Annotated in this window: 14 protein-coding genes and 3 pseudogenes; 11 read left to right on the forward strand and 6 right to left on the reverse strand. The window is 53.5% G+C overall.

The genetic code is table 11. The annotated features are described in order from the left end of the window. Positions 1–91 precede the first annotated feature (91 nt). From GOW98_RS23470 to GOW98_RS23480, 3 genes are read left to right on the forward strand one after another with little or no spacing between them, the layout of a single operon-like run. Complete coding sequence (locus tag GOW98_RS23470) at positions 92–1,369, forward strand: CaiB/BaiF CoA transferase family protein (RefSeq protein ID WP_170336693.1); 1,278 nt, start codon at positions 92–94, stop codon at positions 1,367–1,369. 22 nt (positions 1,370–1,391) lie between these two features. After that, positions 1,392–2,255: an enoyl-CoA hydratase-related protein gene (locus GOW98_RS23475; RefSeq protein ID WP_170336695.1), complete on the forward strand. Its 864-nt coding sequence runs from the start codon at positions 1,392–1,394 to the stop codon at positions 2,253–2,255. A 15-nt stretch (positions 2,256–2,270) separates the two neighbouring features. Beyond that, positions 2,271–3,233 carry an enoyl-CoA hydratase/isomerase family protein gene (locus GOW98_RS23480; protein ID WP_170336697.1) on the forward strand — a complete coding sequence of 321 codons (963 nt, stop codon included), beginning with the start codon at positions 2,271–2,273 and terminating at the stop codon, positions 3,231–3,233. A 78-nt stretch (positions 3,234–3,311) separates the two neighbouring features. Here GOW98_RS23480 and GOW98_RS23485 read toward each other — a convergent pair whose 3' ends face one another. Together GOW98_RS23485 and GOW98_RS23490 are read right to left on the reverse strand one after the other, a co-directional pair. After that, positions 3,312–5,537 (reverse strand): tetratricopeptide repeat protein, encoded by a 2,226-nt coding sequence (locus tag GOW98_RS23485; protein WP_170336699.1) that lies wholly within the window; start codon positions 5,535–5,537, stop codon positions 3,312–3,314. Positions 5,538–5,789: 252 nt separating this feature from the next. After that, positions 5,790–5,990, reverse strand: a pseudogene (locus GOW98_RS23490) (integrase); the annotation flags it as partial. 17 nt (positions 5,991–6,007) lie between these two features. On the opposite strand from GOW98_RS23490, the gene GOW98_RS23495 reads away from it, so the two are divergent. Together GOW98_RS23495 and GOW98_RS23500 are read left to right on the forward strand one after the other, a co-directional pair. Next, positions 6,008–6,493 (forward strand): GNAT family N-acetyltransferase, encoded by a 486-nt coding sequence (locus tag GOW98_RS23495; RefSeq protein WP_170336701.1) that lies wholly within the window; start codon positions 6,008–6,010, stop codon positions 6,491–6,493. Between the two features lie 17 nt (positions 6,494–6,510). Next, entirely contained in the window at positions 6,511–7,092 is a 582-nt protein-coding gene (locus GOW98_RS23500) for a GNAT family N-acetyltransferase (RefSeq protein WP_170336703.1), read from the forward strand. A gap of 80 nt (positions 7,093–7,172) precedes the next feature. On the opposite strand, the gene GOW98_RS26405 is transcribed toward GOW98_RS23500, so the two are convergent. Then, positions 7,173–7,982, reverse strand: a complete 810-nt coding sequence (locus tag GOW98_RS26405) for a helix-turn-helix domain-containing protein (protein ID WP_170336705.1) — start codon at positions 7,980–7,982, stop codon at positions 7,173–7,175. Then, on the reverse strand, positions 7,933–8,232 hold the full coding sequence (locus tag GOW98_RS23510; RefSeq protein ID WP_170336707.1) for a hypothetical protein: 300 nt from the start codon (positions 8,230–8,232) through the stop codon (positions 7,933–7,935). Before GOW98_RS23510 ends, GOW98_RS26405 begins: the two co-directional genes overlap by 50 nt. Positions 8,233–8,467: 235 nt before the next feature. Here GOW98_RS23510 and GOW98_RS23515 point away from each other — a divergent pair, with 235 nt between their 5' ends. The 4 genes and pseudogenes from GOW98_RS23515 to GOW98_RS23530 form a co-directional block, all read left to right on the forward strand. Then, on the forward strand, positions 8,468–9,934 hold the full coding sequence (locus GOW98_RS23515) for an arylsulfatase (protein WP_170336718.1): 1,467 nt from the start codon (positions 8,468–8,470) through the stop codon (positions 9,932–9,934). 283 nt (positions 9,935–10,217) lie between these two features. Continuing rightward, the gene (locus tag GOW98_RS23520) at positions 10,218–11,513 is read left to right on the forward strand and encodes a hypothetical protein (RefSeq protein WP_170336709.1); all 1,296 of its coding nucleotides are present in this window, start codon (positions 10,218–10,220) and stop codon (positions 11,511–11,513) included. Positions 11,514–11,700: 187 nt separating this feature from the next. Next, positions 11,701–12,017 (forward strand): annotated as a pseudogene (locus GOW98_RS23525) (transposase); the annotation flags it as partial. A gap of 55 nt (positions 12,018–12,072) precedes the next feature. Next, positions 12,073–12,766: pseudogene (locus tag GOW98_RS23530) on the forward strand (IS6 family transposase); the annotation flags it as partial. Positions 12,767–13,073: 307 nt separating this feature from the next. On the opposite strand, the gene GOW98_RS23535 reads toward GOW98_RS23530, so the two are convergent. After that, positions 13,074–15,509 carry a GcvT family protein gene (locus tag GOW98_RS23535; RefSeq protein WP_170336721.1) on the reverse strand — a complete coding sequence of 812 codons (2,436 nt, stop codon included), beginning with the start codon at positions 15,507–15,509 and terminating at the stop codon, positions 13,074–13,076. A 191-nt stretch (positions 15,510–15,700) separates the two neighbouring features. Here GOW98_RS23535 and GOW98_RS23540 point away from each other — a divergent pair, with 191 nt between their 5' ends. Next, the gene (locus GOW98_RS23540; RefSeq protein WP_170336711.1) at positions 15,701–17,224 is read left to right on the forward strand and encodes a trimethylamine methyltransferase family protein; all 1,524 of its coding nucleotides are present in this window, start codon (positions 15,701–15,703) and stop codon (positions 17,222–17,224) included. A 7-nt stretch (positions 17,225–17,231) separates the two neighbouring features. On the opposite strand, the gene GOW98_RS23545 is transcribed toward GOW98_RS23540, so the two are convergent. Continuing rightward, positions 17,232–18,206 carry a LysR family transcriptional regulator gene (locus GOW98_RS23545; RefSeq protein ID WP_170336713.1) on the reverse strand — a complete coding sequence of 325 codons (975 nt, stop codon included), beginning with the start codon at positions 18,204–18,206 and terminating at the stop codon, positions 17,232–17,234. 422 nt (positions 18,207–18,628) lie between these two features. Between GOW98_RS23545 and GOW98_RS23550 the strand changes: the two genes are divergently transcribed. Next, positions 18,629–18,979 carry a glycine betaine ABC transporter substrate-binding protein gene (locus GOW98_RS23550; RefSeq protein WP_170336716.1) on the forward strand — a complete coding sequence of 117 codons (351 nt, stop codon included), beginning with the start codon at positions 18,629–18,631 and terminating at the stop codon, positions 18,977–18,979. Positions 18,980–19,359 lie beyond the last annotated feature (380 nt).

Below are 19,359 nucleotides of genomic sequence, written 5' to 3' on the forward strand. Positions count from 1 at the left end.
CCATCATGCAACGCTGGCCCGAGAGCATCTCCAAAGGCGCTGAATTCACCATGCCGGTTGCAAGGTAACCGTCTGGTTGGGAGGAGGAACCATGCAAAAACCTGAAGACGAAAAACTGGAAGGTGGGCCTCTTTCGGGGATCACGGTACTGGATTTCTCGCGTGTGTTGGCAGGGCCATATTGCACAATGGTGTTGGCTGATCTCGGCGCACGCGTGATCAAGGTGGAAAAGTTTGGGACAGGCGACGACACACGCGCCTTCCCCCCGTTTATTGACGCTGAAAGCGCATATTTCATGTGTTTCAACCGCGGCAAGGAAAGCATCGTTCTGGATGTGAAATCGCCCCGGGATCGTGAGCTTCTGGAACGTTTGTTGGACACCTCGGATGTGCTGGTGGAAAACTTCCGCCCCGGCGTCATGGACCGTTTGGGATATGGTGCAGAACGTCTGGCCAAGACGCATCCGCATCTTATCTATGCATCGATTTCGGGCTTTGGCCATTCCGGCCCGATGACCGATCTTCCCGGCTATGACATGGTGGTTCAGGCCATGGGCGGCGTCATGAGCCTGACCGGCTGGCCCGGTGAACAACCCGCTCGTGTCGGCACCAGCTTTGGCGATTTGGGCGCGGCCCTGTTCGGCGTGATCGGCATTCTGTCAGCGCTGTACAAACGCACCAAGAACGCACAAGGCGAGCGGGTGGATATCGGCATGCTCGATTGTCAGGCCGCGCTGATGGAGACGGCTCTGGCGCGCTATGACGTCGAGAATGTTGTGCCGACACGTACTGGCGACTGCCACCCGTCGCTGGCACCGTTCGAGACCTTCCAGGCCGCAGATGAACGCTTTGTGATTGCGGCAGGGAATGACCAGTTGTTCCTATTGATGGCCGACGCTCTGGAGGCTCCGGAGCTGGCTCTGGATCCAGACTTTGCAAGCAACGACTTGCGCGTGCGAAACCGCCCCAAAATGGTCGCAGCCATTGATGCGGTAACTTCGAAAAAACCGGTTGAGCATTGGTTGGATGCATTGAATGAAGCCGGTGTCCCCTGCGCACCGATCAACACGATTGATCGCCTGTTGGATCATCCGCAGCTTCTGTCGCGCAACATGATCGTTCAGGTCGAAGGTCAAGGTAAGAAACCGTTCCGCACTGCGGGCAATCCCATCAAGCTCTCGGCTTACAAAGACATGGATCCCACCGAGCCGCAGGTCGCGCCGGGGTTGAACGAGCACCGCGAGGCTATTCTGGCCGAAAAGATGGCCGGGTTCGAAGCCTATGACCACAACGTCTCGGCCAAGACGCGCCAGGACACTGAAGCGCCCGCCGAGGGTACGAACTGGACCGAGTTTGGTCTGAAAAGCTGAAGCACATTCCAGGAGAAAACTCATGACGACCAGCAAGGCCAAAGCCAAGGCAAAACCTGTCAGCATCAACACCGAAGCACTTGTAGTAGAAACCGAAAAGAAACCAGTTCGAACCACACTTGAAGAGATCATTGTCGAGCGTCGCGAAAGCGTCGGCCTGATCACTCTGAACCGGCCCAAAAGCTTGAATGCACTTAACCTTCAATTGGCTTCCGAAGTCATGCAGACTTTGAAAGAGTTTGACGCGGATGATCGGATCGGTGCCGTAGTCATCACCGGCAGCCCGCGCGCCTTTGCAGCCGGCGCCGATATCGAGGAAATGGCGGAAAAGCACCTGGTGGACCTGTTGGCAAATGACATTTTTGCCGATTGGGATCAGATGCGCTTTATCAAAAAGCCGGTGATCGCGGCGGTTAGCGGTTTTGCCCTGGGGGGCGGATTCGAACTGGCCCTTATGTGTGACTTCATCATCGCCAGCAATGACGCACAATTCGGGCTGCCTGAAATCAAACTGGGTATTCTGCCGGGTATTGGTGGGTCGCAACGTTTGACCAAGTCGATTGGCAAAGCTTTGGCCATGGATTTGATCCTGACCGGGCGCACGATCGGTGTGGATGAGGCCAAAAGCGCCGGAATCGTGGCCCGTGTGGTGCCAACCGAAGACCTGCTGCAAACCGCCTTGGAGGCCGCCCATCAGATTGGGGGTCTGAATGCCCCTGCCGTGGCCATGGCCAAGGAAGCGGTCAACAATGCGCTTGAAACAGGTCTTTCGGCCGGTGTGCTGCATGAACGCCGCTTGTTCCAAGCTGCCTTTGCGACCGACGGTCAAAAGGAAGGCATGGCTGCATTCATCGCAAAACGCGCCCCTGTATTCCTTAACCGTTAACGGCAGTACAGAGACGTGACCTACGTTGTAGTCGAAAAGCAAGGCCGAGCCGGGGTGGTAGGCCTGGACCGGCCAAAGGCGATGAACGCGCTGAACCTCGAGATGATCCGGGACATAGATGCTGCGCTTAGCAAGTTTCAGGATGATCCAGCGGTTCACTGTGTCGTCCTTCAATCGAACCATGATCGGGCCTTCTGCGCAGGCGGAGATATGCGCAGGGTCAGAGAGTTAAGCCTGGAAGGCAAATTCGACGAAGCCGAGCGTTTCTTTGAAGAAGAATACGCTCTGATCGAACGGATATCACAATACTCAAAACCCTATATCTCGCTAATTGACGGGATATGTATGGGCGGTGGAATGGGCCTTTCGGTTCATGGCGCCTACCGGATAGCGACCGAACGCGCGGTATTTGCCATGCCGGAAACAGCCATCGGATTTATTCCCGATGTGGGAGGAAGTTATTTTCTTTCGCGAATGCCGCACTACGCCGGGATTTGGATGGGGCTGACAGGCGCTTCTGTTCGCGGCTTTGATGCTCATGGGCTTGGTGTTTCGACGCATATGACCGAAGCAAAGTCCTTGCCTGAGCTTCGCGGCGAGTTGTGCCATACTGATCGACCCATCAACGATATCTTGTCTGATCTGTGTGCGACGGTTGGTTATCAGCCAAGTACTTTGACACTGGCGGAAACCACCATGTGTTTTGACCAAGCAAGCCTTTGCGGTATTTTTGAGTGTTTGGAGCGTCGGCACAGCAACGCGAAAACGAACGCGCTGAGGGTGTTGAAGAAAGTGTCGCCCTACAGCTTGCAGGAAACCTTAACTTTACTGCAAAACGGTAAGGAGCTGTCTCTGTCGGAATGTCTGGGGCAAGAGTTTGAAGCAATGCGCCGAGCAATCCGTCACCCAGACTTGGCTGAGGGCGTGCGGGCAGTGTTGGTCGACAAGGATCACTCACCCAACTGGCAGCCTGCGTGACTTTGATTTCTGGTTTAAAGTCTATAGGTCGGTTCCAAGGGTTGGGAGCAAAAGAGCGAGGTGGGCGGTTGGTTCGTGTCACTTGTCAGTACTGGCGAACACGGAATTCACGATGCCAAACGACCATGGCGCCGTAACATACCACTGGTCATCAGTTGATTTCTCAGGATCGAGATAGAGAAAATGGCACAGATCGCGCCCCTGATGCACGGAGGGTATGTTTCGGCATACCTGATCGCCAACAATCCTCCACGTTCCGGACAATGGTATTCCATTCATCCACTCAAAATTCATCGCTATCGTTCCATCTGAATTACGGTCCTCTGAATAAGGAGCGCCGAACGGTCCAACGGAGTGCTGTTCGTCGAAAGCACCTGAATGCAAAAGAACCAATTCATCATGAGCGATGCGGTGAGCCTCGCGCCCTTCTTGAAAGTTGAAAGGCCACTCTGGCAACCCCGCTCCCAACATTGCTTCTTCGAACACGGAAAAAACATGCGGATCCTTGTAGATTGCAAACCACGGCTTCATCCAGTTTAGATTGAGCCAGACATTGTTTTTCAGAAACAAGTCCATGTAACCCTGTGCAGCCTTGGTGTCCCCTTCCCGAAAATTCGCCTCTGCGAGATTCCGATAATGCTGTTCACGCAATTCTTCTTTTGGGATACTGTTCAGCAGCTCCAGCGCTCGCCTGCTGTTGCCAGCGCGCAAGTAGTTCCATGCTAGATCTCCCTTTTCGCCAGAATTTAGTCTTGGCGACAGTTGCTCATACTCTTGAAATTCCGCAATTGCTTCTTCGTAATTTCCTTCAGAGGTCAGGCTCATTCCGAGAACAAGGCGGAGCATTGGATTGGTTGGATCATTGAAAACGGAGCCCCTCGCGAGAGCGAGAGCACGGTCTGGTTCGATTTGCTCTATAAGAGCGCGAACCTGTAGGGCTGTGGCTTCAGGATTGCGCGGATCGCTATGAAGAACCTGCTCAATCAACTCGGAGAATGAAGTCTGAGCATCAAGTGTGAACTTGATCGTGTTGAAGCTACCCTCCCATATCTGGAAGTTGGCTTCGGCACTCCCCAACTTTGCGTCGGTGAACTGCGGGTCCATCGACATTGCCTCGTCAAACAAAGGAAGCGCTTTTCCGATGTCCGTGAAGTCTTTACTATCTAGCAGCCTCTTGCCACTCGCATATGCCACGTAAGCCGCCGGGTTTTGCGTTGGCCGGTTTTCCAGAATGTTTCGCTCTACTTCGTTGAGCTTTACCTCCATTGCGCCCGCTGCTTTCAGCTTCACCGTTACAAGCATGTCCAGCAGTTGATCAACCTCTCCCTGAAAAACCTGTTCCCAAACCACATCGTCGCCCGACGCCAATGCATCCCGAAGTCGAGCATGAATTTCAATTGCCCCATTGTTCGATTTTGCCGAACCATCCAAGACGTACCGAACGCCCAGATCCTGAGCCACTTCACTTTCTTCGACGTGGATCCCCTCATAGGATTTTGCGATACTATAAGGTGTAATCTCCAATTGCTTCAGACGCTCAAAAGATAAATGCAAGTTCTCTGTGACCGCATCAGCGAATACTTGTTCCGAAGGGGTGTGGGCTTCGAACGGAACAACTAGAAGTTTTGAATTCCGCGTTTCTTCCCTTGGAAAAACAAAGGTGAATACGAACAAAGCCAGACCAGCCGTAGCGCATATAGCAGCGCTCGCAAATATGCTTTTTCGCTTGAATACTGCCGACTTGGGTAATGGGACAAACTTTCCTGCATCGCTCTTGTCCAGCAATACGCGATAGGCTCGAACGGGTTGTGAGATATTCTTGACGAACTGCTGGCCCTCATCAGCGAATCCAAATTCCACCTTGCCATTTACATTTTTGAAGACGCCTTCTGAGATCATTATACCGCCGGCGTCAGCCAAAGCTTCAAGCCGGGCAGCCAAGTTTACGCCATCCCCAAAAATATCTTCGTCATCGACAACAATTTCGCCGGCGTTTACGCCAACACGATAAGCAATGCGTTTGTGTTCTTTGCTGTCGACCTCGAGATTTTCAATGCGACGTTGAAATGCAGCGGCCCATGTCACCGCGTTAACGGTGCTATCAAATTCGATCAACGCTCCATCGCCAGTTGTTTTGACGATCCGACCACCATGTTCTGATGCCAGTGGCTCGATCACGTCCTTCTGAATAACTTTCAGGCGAGTGAGAGTGTCCGCTTCGTCCTGTTCGATCAACCGACTATACGCGACCATATCGATTGCGGCGATCGCAGCTAACCTTCTGATCCCGTGTTCACCCTGCATTTCTTCCTCGAGGAATTCTCGAATTTTTTAAATTGGTTCGCATAATAAATACAAAAACCTTTAGGCCGTCACTAGAGTGTTAAGTTGTTCCAACGGAGAAAACTAACGTCGGCATTGTCCCGCGTCGCGTGAGTTCAGCCAATCTTCGATTTTGCGATCCCAGCGAACAGCATGTTCGGTGGGCCGCGTCGCAACATCAGTTTACATAGCTCAATGACCGGTTTGGGTCGCTCGCGAAGACGGTCCAAATTCTTAGATTTCAATGGCCTCGGCGATTGCTGGCGCCTCTTCAAGTTCGACGCCCACATACCGGACTGCACTGTTCATCTTGGTATGTCCAAGCAGAAGTTGAACTGCGCGCAAGTTGCCGGTTTTCTTGTAGATCTGGGTCACCTTTGTCCACCTCATCGAATGCGTGCCATACGCGCTCGCCTCTATGCAACTTGACCCAACGCGAATACTGTAAATGCATGAGCAAGTTCCGAAATGCCTGGCAATCCGACGCACAGCGATGCTTTGAGATCGAAACTGCTGCTTATGAAGGCGACGAAGCAGCAACCCTCGAAAAGATATCCAAGAGGATCGAGGTCTATCCCGATGGTTTCCTCATTCTTGAGGAGCAAGACGAGATCGTTGGCTTTATCAATTGCGGATGTGCCCATGAAGTCGAAGTGTCTGATGAAGAATTCAAGGAGCTTGTGGGGCATGATCCCGACGCACCTAATGTCGTCATCATGTCCGTCGTTGTGGATCCAGAAGAGCAAGGTAGGGGCCATTCAAGGGCGCTGATGGACGAGTTCGTCGGACGGATGCGACGGATGGACAAAGCAACAATCTATCTAATGTGCAAAGAACACCACGTGCCGCTCTATCAGAAGCTTGGCTTTGGTTATCTGAAGCCGTCTGCTTCCGACCACGGGGGAATGGCGTGGCATGAAATGTCTTTGACGCTCTGAATTCTTAGGGGTGAAAAATGATACCACTTGAAAAGCCTTTGAGATTTGCCGGTGAAGCTGATGCTCATGCACTTGCGGACTTGGTGAACTTTGCAGGAGAAGGCCTGCCGCTCCATGTCTGGACCGGGCTGGCACGGGACGGCGAGGATCCTTGGGCCGTCGGTCGCGCGCGGCAGGCTGAAAAGGCACGAGAAGGGCAAGTGGTGGTATTTGACTTTGGAAACGGGGCGGTTGCCGGTCTTACGGGCTATGGGATTGGATCTGAACCAGAAGAAATTGGAGATGACTTCCCAGCCTTTTTCCGTCCCTTGCAGGAGCTGGAAAACAAAGCGTTAGACAGTTGGTATGTCAATGTTTTGGCATGCTACCCAGAGAACCGTGGTCAGGGACTTGGTTCGAAGCTACTTGATGTCGCCGACGAGATAGCCCGCAACGCGGGGTACCAAAAAATGAGTGTTATTGTCGCCGATGAAAACGTGGGAGCGAGACGTTTATACGAGCGAAAGGGATACTCTGAGATGGATAAAGCCCCATGCGTCAAAGAAGGCTGGAAGACCGAAACCGAAAACTGGGTTCTACTCGTCAAGTCGCTGTCCTGACGCTGAGCTTAAAGTGGGTAAACAAAGCACAAGTTCCGATTCCAAATGAGTTCAGCGTCTCGCATAACTTCGGCGAGATTCTATTGTGTACATTGGATCGCGTAGGCGAAAATCGTGTCTAAAGCATTGAGGCGGCCAAAACGACTATCGCATGTAATTTGGCCTAAATTCCTGCGGTGTTCGTCCCGTTCGGGTTCTGAAGAAACGTTGAATGCAGGAGAATTGGCGTAGCCCAGTTCAAAGGAGATCTCGGTTATCGAGATTGAAGGATCAGCAAGCATCGCCTCAGCTTTAGAAAGGCGTGCGTCCGAGACCAACTGGCGATGAGAAAGACCCAACCGTTTGAGATGCCTTCTATATGTGCGGACGCTCATTCCGAACGCTCTGGCCATGCTCTCAGACAAGCATTCCGGTGCAGCGCGACCAAGGTAGGTCTCAAGGCAAGCACGCATCGAATAAACATCCGCTTCCTGAATATCAACATTCGTACCTGCAGCTTCACTCTTGAGAACGACGCCGTTGGCCTTGGCAAGCAGTTCATCCAAATCGAATGCCATACCCATTGTGCGTTGGCTGAGACTTATTGGCAGTTCACGCCATGCGCTTGGAAGATCCGCTTTACGAACATGGCTGGATAGACGCAAGGCACGAGGCTTGACCTTACGGCCGACGACCCGTCGCACCGATTGTAATCCAACTTCTAAGTTGTATTGCTGCACCGGCCAATTGTCAGTGAAGTCGGTGGTGCCCGCTGTACGCAACAACCATATGTGTGCGCCGTCGCGTTCGGTCAGGAACGCTGCGCCATAGAGAATTGCGGAAATGCGCCGCGCGATGTGCTCAACCGCTTCTACACCGGTGATTGAACGCGAAAGGGCAATATTTGCCACAGAAGTCTGCTCTGACGCAGATGGTGTTCGGAGTGTCTCTAAAAAAAAAAGTTGGATGATTGATACGACGGTCGAGCTTTACCATGAACTTCTCGGCGGCGCGCAATGAAATGATGCCGCGGGGCTGAGAAACAATCGACCCAGGCAAACCCGCATCCTCTGCCAGTCGCTCAACTTTCGACAGCGGCAACGGCACGGCGTCAAAGAAAGGTTGCGCAACAGAGGCTTGAACCGAAGCAAATAGCGTCATAGCGGGCCCCCACTTCAAAGTATCTGGCGATGGCTTCCCTGGGCCTGACAAACGGACGTGACCGGAAATGGTAAGCAGAACCACCTGAGAACAGCTAACATGCTATCACAGTTTGTTTATTAGGGAAGCAGATATGAAACCGAATAGGAACGCGAAACTGCTATGCGTGGCAGTGGTTTCTGGAATGTCGATGATTGCTTCGGCGCTGCCTGCGCTGGCCTAGGAACAACCAAATATTCTTGTCATCTGGGGGGATGACATCGGCCAATTCAACATTTCCGCTTATAACAATGGCATCATGGGATACCGCACCCCAAACATCGACCGACTTGCGGATGAAGGCGCCATGTTCACGGATTGGTATGGCGAGCAAAGCTGCACCGCCGGTCGCGCTGCCTTCATAACGGGTCAATCTCCGATCCGGTCGGGGTTGACCAAAGTGGGCCTTCCAGGCGCTCCAGAGGGTATGGACGAACGAGACCCCACCATTGCAACGGTTCTAAGCGCGCAAGGATATGCAACGGGTCAATTTGGCAAGAACCACTTGGGTGATCGGGACGAACACTTGCCCACAAATCATGGCTTTGACCTTTTTTTCGGCAACCTCTATCACCTCAATGCGGATGAAGAGCCCGAGAATGTAGACTATCCTCGTGATCTGGTCATGTCAGATGGTCAAAGTTTCACAGATGTCTTCGGCCCTCGCGGCGTAATCCGCTCATCTGCGGATGGGCAGATCGAAGACACAGGTCCTCTGACCCGTAAGCGTATGGAAACCGTTGATGAAGAAACGCTTGTTGCGGCATTGGACTTCATGAACTCTGCCGTTGAACAACAAAAGCCTTTCTTCGTCTGGTGGAATTCCACCCGCATGCATGTCTTCACGCACCTCAAAGAGGAAAGCGAAGGCGTTACAGGGCAGGGCATCTATGCCGATGGCATGGTGGAACATGACGGCCATGTCGGACAGCTGCTGGACAAGCTCGACGAGCTTGGCATTACAGAAAACACAATCGTCATGTACTCAACTGACAATGGGGCAGAGACCTTCACTTGGCCCGATGGCGGAACCACTATGTTCCGAGGTGAAAAGAACACCCAGTGGGAAGGTGGCTTCCGAGTGCCGACAATGATCCGCTGGCCCGGCGTGACCGAACCGGGCACGATCATCAACGAGATCGGTGCGCACAACGACATGTTCACGACAATCGCCGGGGCTGTGGGGCAAACCGAGATCAAGGCGCAGTTGCTGAGCGGCCTGACCATTGGCAACAAAGAATACACGGTTCACCTAGATGGATATGACTTGGGGTCCGCGCTTAGGGGTGAGGCTGAATGGCCACGCAACGAGTTCATTTACTGGACAGACGATGGGTCCGTGGCGGCGCTACGGCGTGGGGATTGGAAGATCAATTTCCTTGAGCAGGAAGCCCATGGCTTCGATGTCTGGTCTGAACCTTTCAAGGTTTTGCGATTTCCCGCGCTTACGAACCTACGGATGGACCCCTTTGAGCGCGCCAAGGAAGAAAACGCAATGGGTTATGTAAGCTGGGCGGCCGAGCGTATGTACGTGATCGCACCTGCCTCAGCTTACGTCGCGCAATGGCTTCAGAGCTTTGAAGAATACCCACCACGCCAGGCGCCCAGCAGCTTCAATCTTGAGAATGTCATGGACATGGTAATGGCCGGGTCAAACCAGTAATTTACCTGCCGATTGTGTAGTCCTCGTACGAAGGCGGCCTCTATTTGGTCGCCTTTGTCACTGATTGCCTAAGCGGCAAATAGGTGCGCAACATCCGTTAACTTAGAAAAGGTTCTTCTTGACAGACAGAGTTTTAAACCCGCTTGGTGCACGTTCGAATAAGAAGGCCGCAAAGACGGGATGACTTAGCAGTTTGTTTTCCAGTGAATGATTACTAAAGTCGACTAAAATATATCCAAGCTGAATTAACGACTGTCCGAAATTTCACAATAGCGTGGTAGCTATGCCGGAAGCGCTCTCAAAGGCTGATTTAAAAAAATTAACTCAACAGATACAGTTGGGTGAACGCATTGCCGCCGAGAATGTTCCTGCCTTTCTGGAGCATAAATTTCCCGAAAACACTTCTTTTGGGAAGTTCATGTTAAAAGTTGCCGGTTGGATTTCACTCTTTTTTGCCTCTGTGCTGGTGATCTTTCCAGAAGTCGGCGAAAAGTTGATAGAAATCCTTCCTGATTTTTTCTTGCTCCCGGAACGGTTGGCTAAAGCTTTGGACTATCTATGGGGTCTCGTTGGTAAGCCGGTGAAGAAACAGCACCTTATGTATCACTTGCCAAATATAATTATCTACGCATTTGGCGTTGCAGGGATCAGATTGCTTTGGAGAAAAATACATAGAAACAACTGGAAGGACCAGGTTGAGGACGCCCAGAAGAAGCTGAGAAGCCAGGTCGAAGAGGGTACAGGACGCTTTGATTTTCAACCTGGCTTCTCTCTATTGTTTGTCGGAGATGGCGATCGAATTGCCAAAAGTTTGGTGTTGGACAATCCGTACATTGGCCCCACGATATCTTCTAAGCGGCCTGATTTTTCTCCGCTTTGGGGCACTTTAACTCCGGGCGAAGGTGATGGCGGCTTAGAGCGCGTGTTGGCACAATTCAATTCTCGCGAAGCAGGAGAGTACCTATTGTTCCCCGTTGTAGACACACATTTGTTTTTGCCCGGCCCGAAAGAGTACGACGTACCACCACATCGCATAGAAATCGCGGTTCGACGAATTAGAGAGCTTGAGAAGTCAAAAGGTTGGCTGAAGAAACGAATATTGATCGTCGGAGATCGAGAGCAAACGAGCCGTTTCATGACGACTTCGGCGGATGGTCTATTCAATTCGGAACATGACACCGTAACATTGCAAACAATTGCTGATAAGTATGAGAATATATCCCTAGTCGATCCAACGGATGTGACCCTGAAAAAGATCATCGATATAGCAGACGGACGCCAAATACTTTTTCGAGCTTCGGCAGAAGGGGTGGAAAAATATGGATCTGCGTTCTACCACAGACTGTCGCGTCTTGGTTATGAGGCCAAGCGTGATGGGTATTTGACGGTTGGATACGATATTTCAGATCTTGAGACAGAACATCAGATCGTGGCAACGGGAAATTCAGACTATTTGCCTGTTATTCTTTCAAGAGAGATTTTCGATCTGCTGTCCGAGGAACACCTAAATTTGGGCGACTTTATTTTCGTTCCGCATCTTATCAAACGAGAATTGCAGATTTTGGTGGAGGAAAACTAGACCTGATCACCCCTTCGATTGTCGCGCTGAAATTTATGGCATTTGTGATTGACGGCTTTTTCCGCTTTTTTGGCGCTTTGCGAAACTAGGCATTGAACGTCCGCTTCGGGCGTATATTTTTGAAGAACTCTTCCTTGATCGACGCATGAACTGCTGATTCAATTCTTCTAATGGGGGAAGATTGGCGATGATGGGACCGAGGCGGGAAGCGCAATCGTCGCTGTTCTATGAGTTCTCATTGGAGAACCGCGTTCCCCAAGATCACTTGCTTCGGTCGATTGATCGATTTGTTGATCTGAGCATCATTCGAGCCCATCTCGCTGATTTTTTCAGCCACACTGATCGTCCACTTGTCGGTCCCGAGTTGCTGATCCGGATACTGTTGGTCGGTTATTGCTTCGGCATCCGTTCCGAGCGACGGCTGTGCGAAGAGGTGCATCTGAACCTGGCATATCGATGGTTCTGCCGCTTCGATCTGAATGAGCGTATCCGGATCACTCGACGGTGTTTTCAGATTAGCTTTGCTTGAGTGGGGCAGGTCGGTTGCGTAGCTTTTGCCATGCCCAGACCTGCCTCTTTTAGATACTTAAAAACCAGTCCCGAGATCATCCGCTTGGCGGTGATGCTGTACATCCAATTCCCGATCTCGCTTCGGAACGTCGAAATTCTGCCGCACGAACGCGAGGTCGACGTTAGCCACGAAACCGTCCGATATTGGTGGAACAGGTTCGGTCCGATGTTCGCCTCCGAGATCAGACGAAAGCGAGTTCAGCAGCTGCGCGCGTCCTCTGAATGGAAGTGGCACCTAGACGAGGTTTTCGTGAAGGTGAATGGCAAGCGGCATTATCTTTGGCGGGCTGTTGATCACGAAGGTGAGGTGCTGGAAACCGTTGTCACCAAACGTCGAAACAAGCAGGCGGCATTGAAATTCCTCAAGAAATTGTTGAAACGCCGTGGCTGTGCGGAAGAGATTGTGATGGACCGCTTCGCATCGTATCGGGCCGCTCTCAGAGAGCTTGGTGCCACCGAAAAACAGCAGACGGGCAGGTGGCTCAACAACCGCGTTGAGAATTCGCACCTTTCTTTCCGACGACCAGAACGCCATGCAACGGTTCTGGCGCATGCGAAGTTTACAGAAATTCGCCTCTGTCCGTTCCTCCGTATACAACCACTTCAACCAGGAAAGATCGCTGACAAGCCCAAACACCTTCAAGCTGACACGCATCGCCGCTCTTGCCGAGTGGCGTCAGCTTTGTTCCGGATGGGTTCGCGGTTTCCTCGGCAAACTGAGTCTGGTTCGAATTTGTCTGACAGCACCCCCAGAACAACAATGTAGTTTGGCAACGGTGCACGGTCTGTCTCAAACGGGATGGCACGCACAAGAGTGCCCCCATGCCTTCGACCAGGTCGTCGCGCTGCATCGTGCAGACTTAGTGAACAAATTCGCCGTCTGGTTCAAGCCGCCCCGCGATGCGCAGGATGTTTTGAACCAAAGTCAGCTCAGTCGGGATTAAACCCGCTTCCGTCAGAATTGAGACGCGCACTGTGGTCATGGCGACCTCAGCTACGCATCAGAATGTATTCCGGATCGTAAGGTGATGATTGGATGACTTCTGCGCCCACAAGATCACCGTACATATCCAGTTGCATTGTGGTCCCTACGGCGGCCAGGTCGGGGTTCACGAAGGCATAGGCGAGGTTCAGTCCTGTTCGGTGTCCCCAATCACCCGAGGTGATGGTGCCGACGACCGTGTCGCCCTGCATCAGTGAGGCACCGCCATGGGCCGGGGCGTGGGTCGCGTCAACCTTAAGAGTCACCAATTGCTTACGTTTGCCTTCGGCGCGGCGTTTCTGCAGGGCGTCTTTGCCGATGAAATCGCCCTTGTCCATTTTTACAAAGCGGTCCAGAGAGGTTTCGAACGGGTCGAACTCGGTCAGCAAGTCGGCCTTCCAGTGCAAAAAGCCCTTCTCCATCCGCATCGATTCCACCGCGCGCGCGCCAAAGAGTTTCATTCCTTGCGCTTCACCAGCCGCACGCAACGACAGATAGGCAGCATAGAGCGACGCATTGGGCACGTGGATTTCATAGGCCAGTTCGCCCGAGAAGCTGACGCCCATGACGGTGGCGGGTGCAAAGCCGATATAGCATTCGCGGACTGAAAGCCACGTGAAGGCCTCTTTCGACCAGTCGCCACGCGAACAGGCCGACAGCACGTCGCGCGCCCTGGGGCCGGCCAGTACCATGATGGTCTGATCGTTGGTCAGGCTGCGGATTTGTACATCCTCGTCATCGCGCAGGTGCCGCGTTAACCAATCCATGTCGTGATATTCACTGGCCGCCGCCGAACCATACCAGACCCTTTCGGGGCCGCGGTCGCTGGCGGCTAGGTTGGCGATGGTGGCCTCCGCCTTGACCATACCGTGATGGTTCAGCAGATAGCCCAGACCGACACGGCCCGCGTGTTTTGTAACATTGCCGCAGAACATGCGATCGAGGAAGTCATGGCGGTCAGTGCCGGTGATCTCGAACCTGTTAAAGCCGTTCACCTCGCACAGGCCGACATTCTCCTGCACATTCTTGATCTCGCTTGCGACGATCTCAAAGGCTTCGTCAAAGTTGAAGGCAAGGCTAGTGTGGAATTCGGGCGATGGCTTGATGTAGTCGACCCGTTCCCAGCCGTTCACCACGGTGAACTCGGCACCCTCTGCGGCGAGAACCGGCGTCAGTGGTGTGGTCTTGGCCGGGCGTCCGGCGGGGCGGTGTTCATGCGGGAAGTGGAAGCGGAACTCGTTCTGATAGTCCTCGATGGCTTTCAGTGAGGTCAATTCAACATTCGTGTGGCCGGTAAATCGACGCGGATCGAGACACCACGTGTCATAACAGGCCTCGCCATGCACGATCTGTTGCGCCAACAGCCAGCCATGGCCGCCTCCTTCGCCAAGCCCCGCGCGCAGGCCGATAATACAGAAGGCGTTGTGTTTACCGGGGATCGGGCCAACCAAGGGCGCACCGTCAATCGTATAGGTGATCGGGCCGTTGACAATGGAGCGAATACCCGTCTCTTCAAGTACAGGCATTCGTTCAAAGGCACCGGCCAGCACGTCCATCACGCGATCCAGATCATCCGGGCACAGCGCGTTGACAAAGTTCGGGTCAATCCCATCCATACCCCAGGTCTTGCAGTCTTGTTCATAGAAGCCGACCAGCAAACCACCTTTTTCCTGACGGCTGTAGTAGTCCGAGATCGGGCAGCGCAGCAGCGGCATCCGGTGGCCTGCTTCGGCGATGCAGGGAATATCCTCGGTCAGGAAATATTGATGCTCCATCGAGGCAACCGGGTGATGCACACCCATCATCGCGCCCACCTCATTCACCCGGTAACCGCAGGCGTTGACGACGATATCACAGTCGATATCGCCGTGTTCCGTGTGCACGGTCCAAGTGTCATCCCTGTGCTGGGTCAGCGCGGTGACAGGGGTGTTGCGATAGACCTCGGCCCCGGCCTTGCGCGCGTGATAGGCCAGCGCCTGACACAGCTGCGCAGGGTCGATGTCGCCGTCCAAGGGGTCCCAGAGACCGCCAAGCAGGTTTGTGGTGGAAATCAGTGGGTGACGGCGGGCGCATTCTTCGGCATTGATCACCTCGAACTCGACCCCCATACCCCGCGCCATTGAGGCGAAATGGCGGTAGCCCTGCATTTGGGCCTCGGTATTAGCCAATCGAATGCCGCCATCCGCGTGATGATAGTTGATGGGGTATTCTGAGTTTTCCGACAACTCTTTGTACAGGTTGATCGAATGTGTCTTCAGCCCAACCATGGTCTGGTTCATGCCAAAATTGGTCACCTGCGCCGCCGAATGCCAGGTTGTGCCACTGGTCAATTCATTGCGCTCGACAAGAACCACGTCGCTCCAGCCCTCTTGGGTCAGATGATAGAGAGTTGAACATCCGGCAATGCCACCACCGATGACGACAACCTTGGTGCGGGATTTCATGTGACGCGAGCCTCCGACATTGAACTGGTCGAGATAGGCCTGAAGATTGGCGCGTTCCGCAATATTTTGCGCATTGTTCACAAGAAATCGAAATCAAAGTTCGATTTTGTATGCGCACCTGTGAAATCGTTGAATTTGGGGAGTCAAAACTTGTTCTATCGCGACAAAATCCGATTGCATAAGGAGCGAACATGGCAGGGCAGCGTGGGAAGAGGGGTGGTCGGCGCGAGCGGCTGGCACAACGCGCGGCCAAGCCGGCTATTGATCCCTGTCCGCCCGGTCAGATTGGTGGCGCATATAAGCCCCTCAGCGACGATGACCTGAGGCGAATCTACGACACCGCGCTGGACTTGCTGGAAAAACTGGGCGTGGGCGAAGTGCCCGAACGTCTGCAAGCCGATCTTTTGGCCATAGGCGCGACAGACAATGGCAAAGGGCGCATCCTGTTCCCGCCCGCGCTGGTAGAAGAGGCTATCGATCAGGCCGCCAAAACCTTTGTTTTGTACGGGCGCGACCCTGACCGCTCGATCGAAGTGGGCGGTAACAAGGTATATTTCGGTACCGGCGGCGCTGCGGTGCAAACGCTGGATATGGACAGCGGCCTCTACAGGCCGTCGACGCTGGATGATCTGCACAACCTGACCCGGCTTCAGGACACGCTGGCCAATGTCAGCTGGTACACCCGTTGTTGCGTTGCTACCGATGTTTCAGACAATTTCGATCTGGACGTCAACACCGTATTTGCGCTGCTGAGGAACACAACCAAACCCACGGCAACCTCGTTCACGCTGGCCGAATATGTTGCTCCAATCATCGAGATGCTGGACATCGCCGCAGGCGGCCCGGGTGAATTCGCCAAACGCCCCTTTATGAAGGCCCATATTAGCCCGATGATCTCGCCCATGCGCTATGGCGAGGATGCGGTGGATGTCGTCTATGAATGTATCCGCCACAACATCCCGATCTCTTGCATTACCGCAGCTCAGGCTGGGGCCACTGCGCCGGCCACATTGGCCGGGTTCCTTGCACAGTCGCTGGCCGAAACGTTGGCCGCGCTCTTGATGGTACATGCAATCCAGCCTGGCTATCCGATGATCTTTTCCAACTGGCCGCTGGTGATTGACCTGCGTACCGGTGCATTCTCAGGCGGCAGTGGAGAGACCGCGGTGCTCAACGCAGCTTCGGCGCAGCTGTCAAACTGGCTTGGTCTGCCCTCGGGCGTGGCTTGTTCTATGACCGACGCCAAAGCCATAGACGCGCAATACGGGATGGAGAAGGGCATCACTTCGATGGCTGCTGCATTGGCCGGGGGGAACCTGATCTACGAAAGCTCAGGCATGACCGCTTCCTTGCTGGGGGCGAGCTTTGAGGCCTTCGTTTTGGATGATGAAATGCACTCGAACACCTATCGTGCCTTGCGGGGTATCGAAGTGACCGACGACAACCTGGGCTTTGATGCGATCTGTGACGCCGTTCTGGGCGAGGGACATTTTCTTGGTGGTCAGCACACTTATACCGCGATGGAACGCGACTATTTCTACCCCTCGCTTGCCGACAGGGATGAACCGCGCACATGGGCTCAGAAAGGTGCTCAAGACGCTTGGGCGCGCGCCCGGGAACGTGCGCAAGAGATACTGAGAGAGCACAAGCCGCAATACCTGACGCCCGAGCAGGAAAAGGAAATCCGCACCCGGTTCAACATTCTTCAACCGTGATCGCCTATCAGTTGATGAGCCGAAAGCTTTCGGTTAGCCATGGGTTGCTTTGGACTTGTGGCGCAATTGCATAGTCGGAGATCAGGGCGCGCATTTTTCCGTCCACAAGTTCCAATACCGACCTTGAGCAATCCGGTGTCGCGACCAGGGCCAACGTGCGGGAAAAGCTCTTGCCCGGAAAGCGATGTATTCTGAGATGGCTGCTAAACCGCTTTGCGCGGGAGAACAGCAGCGGGGTCGTGATGGTCCATCCGGCACCTGATGCAACCATCGCCATCAGCGTCTGGTTGTTGCTGCATTCGAAACTGGACAGCGAAGACCACCCCAGCCGACGCAGTTGCGAGTCGATCTGTCGCGCAATGATCAGGTTGCTAGAAAATTTCAGAAACGGGAGGTCGCTGCGGCCTTCGACGATATCGGACACAGGGCGTTCACAACCCAGCGGCAGAACCACGACAAACGGATCACGCAGCAAAGGGCGTTCTTGCAAATCGCGAGCACGTTCATTTGGTGTGGTTGTGATCCCCAGATCGAGATTCCGACTGCCCAACATGTCGATGATCGTATGGCTGGAGTCCGTTTGGTACACAAAGTTGCAATTGGGCATGTGCCCCGACAGAAAAACAGCCAGTTCAGGCATGATGTCGCTGTCAAAATCTTCGATCGTCCCAACGCGCAACAGGCTCGCCTCAGCTATAGTTCCTGCCGATGCCTCGGCCTTGGCTTTGCGAATCGCGTAAAGTGCGTCGTCAATGTTACGTAAAAATACCTGTCCCTTGGGGGTCAGCACCATAGGTCTGCGCGCATGATTGAAAAGCTCGATCCCCAGATGATCTTCCAGATTGCGCAGGTGGTGCGAAACCGTACTGATCGTCAAGCCGGTCTCTTTAGATGCTGCCCGCAGCGATCCTTTGTGTGCGCAAATCTGAAAAAGCTCCAACCACTTTAGGCTCAGATCTTTCGCGGCAGAGTGACGAGGCATTGGTTTCTGTCCATCTTGCTGAAACTGTAGGCTCTTAAATTCGACAGAGTGACAGTATTAGTAGTAAATTCTCAAAGTAATAGCTCAGTTTTCGGTCTGAAACGAAAATTGTGAAACCTTCTGCTTCGTAAATCACAAGGCGCCATAAGGTGCTGAAAAGAAACAGCGGAGGATGACAGGAACTTTAAACTGCTCGAGGCGATGGCCATGGTATCTCTTGGCGTTGCCGGAACCGCACAGGCAGACTGAGGTGAGATTTCGATCACTGAGATGGATAGGGATTCTACGATCATTGTGACGCAGGTTAGCAAGTTTCTGTTAGAGTAAGGCTATGGCTGCACGGTCACTATAGTGCCGTTAGCCACGACCCCGGCGCAGGCTTCGGTGGCGGAAACAGGTGAGCCGGATATTCTGACCGAGATGTGGACCAATGGTGCACGGCCTATCCGGGCCTGATCGAAAGCGGTGCCATCGTTGAACGTTCTAAGGTTTTATCGGATGGCGGTGTCGCAGCGTGGTGGATTCCCACTTACTTGGCCGAAACGCATCCGGAACTGACCACGATCGAAGGCATCTTGGCCAATTCTAAACTGGTCGGCAATCGCTTCCACAACTGTCCCACCGGCTGCATGTGTCAGCGGGTTAGCAGCAACATTACGAAGGCCGCCGGTTTTGCGGATGCAAGGGGCGAGAACTTCAACAATGGCGCGGGTGAGGCGCTGGCTGCGTCCATCGCTTCTGCTTGCGATTCCAAAGAGCCATGGTTCGGATAATACTGGGCGCCGACCTCTATTTTGGGCCGTTATCCGATGGTTCAGGTTGATGTGGTCCCTATAATGCAGACGCACATGAGTGCAACTCGCAAGAAGAATGCGCCGAACCTGTACTGGGGGCATTCCCATCGAGCAACGTGACCACATTTGTAACCAACACGTTTGCGGACTCTGATCCCGACGAGACCGCGCTGATGGAAAAAGTCTAGTTCACCAATGAGGTGATGAACGGTCTGCTGGCCTGGCAGGAAGAGAACATCGCCTCGAGTGAAGAGGCGGCCGTGTATTTCCTGACCGGTCTTGTCAGAAGAACTTTGCTTGAGCGGGGCAGGGCGGTTGCGTAGCGTTTGCCTATGACCAGACCTGCCTGTTTCAAGTGC

Source organism: Ruegeria arenilitoris, from assembly GCF_013032445.1.
GTDB lineage: Bacteria > Pseudomonadota > Alphaproteobacteria > Rhodobacterales > Rhodobacteraceae > Ruegeria > Ruegeria arenilitoris_F.

Bases quoted from the DNA above. Each gene is read 5' to 3' on its own strand.
- GOW98_RS23510 (WP_170336707.1), bottom strand. From the start codon at position 8,232: ATGACGCTATTTGCTTCGGTTCAAGCCTCTGTTGCGCAACCTTTCTTT.
- GOW98_RS23485 (WP_170336699.1), bottom strand. From the start codon at position 5,537: ATGCAGGGTGAACACGGGATCAGAAGGTTAGCTGCGATCGCCGCAATC.
- GOW98_RS23535 (WP_170336721.1), bottom strand. From the start codon at position 15,509: ATGAAATCCCGCACCAAGGTTGTCGTCATCGGTGGTGGCATTGCCGGA.
- GOW98_RS23540 (WP_170336711.1), top strand. From the start codon at position 15,701: ATGGCAGGGCAGCGTGGGAAGAGGGGTGGTCGGCGCGAGCGGCTGGCA.
- GOW98_RS23495 (WP_170336701.1), top strand. From the start codon at position 6,008: ATGAGCAAGTTCCGAAATGCCTGGCAATCCGACGCACAGCGATGCTTT.
- GOW98_RS23475 (WP_170336695.1), top strand. From the start codon at position 1,392: ATGACGACCAGCAAGGCCAAAGCCAAGGCAAAACCTGTCAGCATCAAC.
- GOW98_RS23545 (WP_170336713.1), bottom strand. From the start codon at position 18,206: ATGCCTCGTCACTCTGCCGCGAAAGATCTGAGCCTAAAGTGGTTGGAG.
- GOW98_RS23520 (WP_170336709.1), top strand. From the start codon at position 10,218: ATGCCGGAAGCGCTCTCAAAGGCTGATTTAAAAAAATTAACTCAACAG.
- GOW98_RS23500 (WP_170336703.1), top strand. From the start codon at position 6,511: ATGATACCACTTGAAAAGCCTTTGAGATTTGCCGGTGAAGCTGATGCT.
- GOW98_RS23470 (WP_170336693.1), top strand. From the start codon at position 92: ATGCAAAAACCTGAAGACGAAAAACTGGAAGGTGGGCCTCTTTCGGGG.